Below are 3893 nucleotides of genomic sequence, written 5' to 3' on the forward strand. Positions count from 1 at the left end.
GCCACTCCCTTTTCGTGCCATCCTTGTTCCCTAGTTACATCCAATTCGTTAAGTCATAACCCTATACAGCCGCCTCAACTTGGTGCGAATTATTCCAGAGTTGTTGTGTTGTTTCGGTGACAGCTTGATTACAGTTTGATGAAATGTATTACATTTTTGACCTTGTCTTTTGTCACTATTCAGCATTAGTTGATTGCTATAAAAGTGACTTGTGGGAGCGACGCCCACGTCGCGACCAAAGCCTGCAAATCGCGACGTAGGCGTCGCTCCCACCGGTAACTTGGTAAATTTGACATCATTACGCAACTATCCCTAACACCGCATGTTTGCGGCGGGTAGCGAGCAAGATCATTAATCCGGTAAGAAACACCCAAACCATGGTTGATAACGGAATAGCTGAGATAGCTGCTACAGCCGCGAGAACCTCGGATGAACCAAGCATAGAAATGACCGACACCCTAACCGCACTGACACTTAAGGTATTAATAATGTTGCTGACGCTAACGCTCCAATCTGCCAGCCATCGCTTTTCACCCATCGCATCCCAAGTCGAACCCGTGTTAAAAGCTAAGGCGCTACCGGCAAAGGTATCGATTAATGCTTGCGGATTGCCGGAAGGCTTATTAGCGTTTAGCAGCCATAAATTCGTTTGGATCGCCCATGCGTTGTTACTGCCCGTAACAGCTGAAAAACTACTGTCGGTTGTCGAGTTTAACGATACCTTTAATTGCTCTGCGGCATTAAAACCGGCCTGAACCTTATCAATAGCAACGCTTTTATTAGCATCTAAAAACGATGCTTCATTAAATGCCTTACTTGAGGCGCTACCTGTATTCACAACTGACAACAACATCAGGGCTAAGCCCCATTTGATACAGTTATTTCCTTTCATTAGATAAGTCCTTACGTTAATAAGGTGGCAACCCGGCTATCTTTGGAAACCTCGAAAAACCCACTCCGTTCATGGTTCGACAAGCTCACCACGAACGGAACTTATTTATAAGACACCGTTCGTGGTGAGCTTATCGAAGTGCAGGGTTTTCGAGGCTCTCCTTTTTAATCGATAAAGACCCGAAGTTTTCCGTCCCTACCTCACGATAGGTTTGGCTTTTGCCACTGTTCTGATTTTGAAATAACAACACAAGGGTAAAACGCGATACCCCCGAACCATTTTTACTAAAGACCGAAGCGATCAACTGCTTGGTTTTTTGAATGCCTGTAGATTACCGGTTGATTGAGACATTTCAGTGACAGGTAAGTTAATGTTTTAAGACATGTATTACATCGGGGGGATTTGAAGTTAACGGTGGGGTTTGGAATCAGCAATCAGCACAACCCACTAATCGGTCGGCACTACCTTAAAAGCGGCACTGGCCGACTGCCCGTGATCGTCAATAACTGCGACCGCAAACTGGCCGGGTTTACCGGGCCAAAATACCGTAGCGCCTTCGCCGATAAAATTATCATCAACAAACCAAAATAACCGGTGCCGCCCGCCCGCAGAGATGGCACTAAATTCTATGGTGTTTTGCTGCCCCGCCCTGATCGGATAACTCACACCCGCCTGCGGCGAGACAATTTTGGGCGGATTGGCGGCGGCATTGCTTTCGGTTGCATCCTCACATGAACGCTCGAAGGCGGGTGGATTGTCGCGCCGCACACCGGCTTGGCGAAACGACTCCAATTCGTCGCTGTCCCAAAATTCTGCCACCCGCGTTTCGCCTTGGCGTTGATCGTCCGGACACAGGCGTAAACCGTTGGCCGGATTAATCCTGATCCGGCGATGAAGGGTACAGGTTTTAATCGGTGATACGCCCGGAATAATCCAGCCGGTTTTACCACGCGGACACCACGGCGAAACCGGCTGACCGGATAACGGGCAGATTTCTATGCGCTTTAGGCCGGTAGGCGATTTTGCATCAGATTCGGCAATCGGACGTTCCATCGCGATGGCATCGAGAACGCCAAACAACAACGGCCCGACCAATTCCCGACCGATTAAATGGCGATTGGGGCTGCCGTCGAAATTACCCGCCCAAACGCCAACCAGCAGATCACCCATGATGCCAATCGCCCAGGCATCTTTCAGGCCCGAAGACGTGCCGGTTTTCCAGGCGACCGCTTGCTGTTGACCGAAACTTCGCCCGCCAAAACTGCGTTGCGGGCGTGGATTGGTTTCCAGCATGTCTCTCACTAAAAACGCGGCTTCCGGCAGTAATAGCGGTTGATTGGCTTGCGGTGATGGGTCGGTTTGGTTTAACCAACGCAACTCTTTCAACTCGCCATTGTTAGCCAGCAAGCCATATAGCCTGAGCAAATCTTCCATCGAAATCTCGGCGCTGCCTATCGCCAAGCTAAGCCCGTAATTGGCCGCTTGCTTAGGAATGGGGACGCCCGCTTGTTGTAAAAACTGGTGAAAAGTCGGTTTTTGCAGTTGCGCCAGCAAACTGATCGCCGGAATATTTCGGCTGCGTACCAACGCATCGGTCGCCGACAACGGCCCGTAGAAATTGCGCTCGAAATTCTCCGGCTGGTAATCGCCCATTCGCAACGGGGTATCCTTAACACGGGTGTCCGGCGTAATCAGCCCTTGCGCAATGGCCTGCGCATAAATAAAAGGTTTAAGCGTGGAACCGGGCGAACGCAGCGCTTTTAAACCGTTAACATAGCCTTGAATATCCCGATTGAAATAATCCGCCGACCCCACATAACCCAACACGGACATGCTCGGCGCATGCACCACCATCACACTGGCATTAACAACGCCTTGCAGATGATGCTGACGCAAAAATCCGGCCAGCAATTCTTCGCTTAATTCCTGCACCGTGGTATCCAGCGTCGACGCCAATGTGGCAGCTTGCGGATACAATTTATGCAGTCGCTCGGAAAAATGCGGCGCTCGAAACGGCAGATCTTTACGCTGCCTAAACCAGAGTCTATCGAACCCCGGATCATCTGCGTAGGCAGTTTGCCAAGCCTGCCGCAGCCGTTGCAACGCCGCCGGAGTCATCGGCGCCCGCGCACTGGGATTTTGTGGAATCAAAGCCAGCGCGCGGGCTTCATCCTGGCTAAGCGCCGACACCGGCTTATGAAAATACACCCAGGACGCAGCACCCGCGCCTTCAATGTTGGCGCCATAAGGCGCAAGATTTAAATAGGCCTGCAACAGTTCGGTTTTGCTGAAATGCCGCTCCAACCACACGGCATAAGCCATTTGTTTCAGTTTGCCGGTAACGGTATCCGTCTTCAACCGCCAACGCTGGCGGGCCAGTTGCATAGTTAAAGTCGATGCGCCCATCCAGCGATTATGGGGAATCAGACTGCTCAAGACCGCACGACACAAGGCTACCGGATTGATACCGGGGTGTTGATAAAACCAGCGGTCTTCGTAATGTAAAGTCGCATCTTGCAAGGTTTGCGGCAGCTCAGCCAACGGCGTCCATACCCGGTATTTTTCATCAGACGTCAGGCTCAGCCGCAACAAATGGTCGTTGTTGTCGATAACGGCATAAGAGCCGTTGGCGCGGTTAACCAGCAGGGGTTGAGGGGTAAAGCCCAAACCCAGCCAGATCAACAGCAGTAAAACAGCACCTAACAGCGCTAGCTTGATTGGCGACAGTTTTAAAGCGTTAGCGGTAAATCTCATGTATTTTGGCTTGCTTTAAGCTGTCGTCGTAACTGATGAAGTGGCAAACTCTATCGTCTGGATTAGGTTAAACGCAATTCAATTCTTCATTGATGGGATTGTTAGGATGTCTTGTGTTTGATCGCGTGAGCAGGAAAGCCCTGCCCACCGGACTCGTTAGATTGGTAATTTGTGGATGGGTAGAACGCAGTGAAACCCATCAATAACGGCACATCTGGCTTATAGATATTATTAGAAATGGTTAAAA

Annotated in this window: 2 protein-coding genes and 1 riboswitch; both genes read right to left on the reverse strand. The window is 50.4% G+C overall.

What is annotated here, in order from left to right; genetic code table 11:
• Positions 1-298: 298 nt before the first annotated feature.
• Entirely contained in the window at positions 299-892 is a 594-nt protein-coding gene (locus tag PHH59_RS16865) for a hypothetical protein (protein WP_300019020.1), read from the reverse strand.
• A gap of 23 nt (positions 893-915) precedes the next feature.
• Positions 916-1118, reverse strand: a riboswitch (cyclic di-GMP riboswitch).
• Between the two features lie 221 nt (positions 1119-1339).
• The gene (gene pbpC / locus PHH59_RS16870) at positions 1340-3646 is read right to left on the reverse strand and encodes a penicillin-binding protein 1C (protein ID WP_300019023.1); all 2307 of its coding nucleotides are present in this window, start codon (positions 3644-3646) and stop codon (positions 1340-1342) included.
• Positions 3647-3893 lie beyond the last annotated feature (247 nt).

Origin of the sequence: Methylovulum sp., assembly GCF_028687615.1 — a bacterium.
GTDB lineage: Bacteria > Pseudomonadota > Gammaproteobacteria > Methylococcales > Methylomonadaceae > Methylovulum.

Bases quoted from the DNA above. Each gene is read 5' to 3' on its own strand.
- PHH59_RS16865 (WP_300019020.1), bottom strand. From the start codon at position 892: ATGAAAGGAAATAACTGTATCAAATGGGGCTTAGCCCTGATGTTGTTG.
- pbpC (WP_300019023.1), bottom strand. From the start codon at position 3,646: ATGAGATTTACCGCTAACGCTTTAAAACTGTCGCCAATCAAGCTAGCG.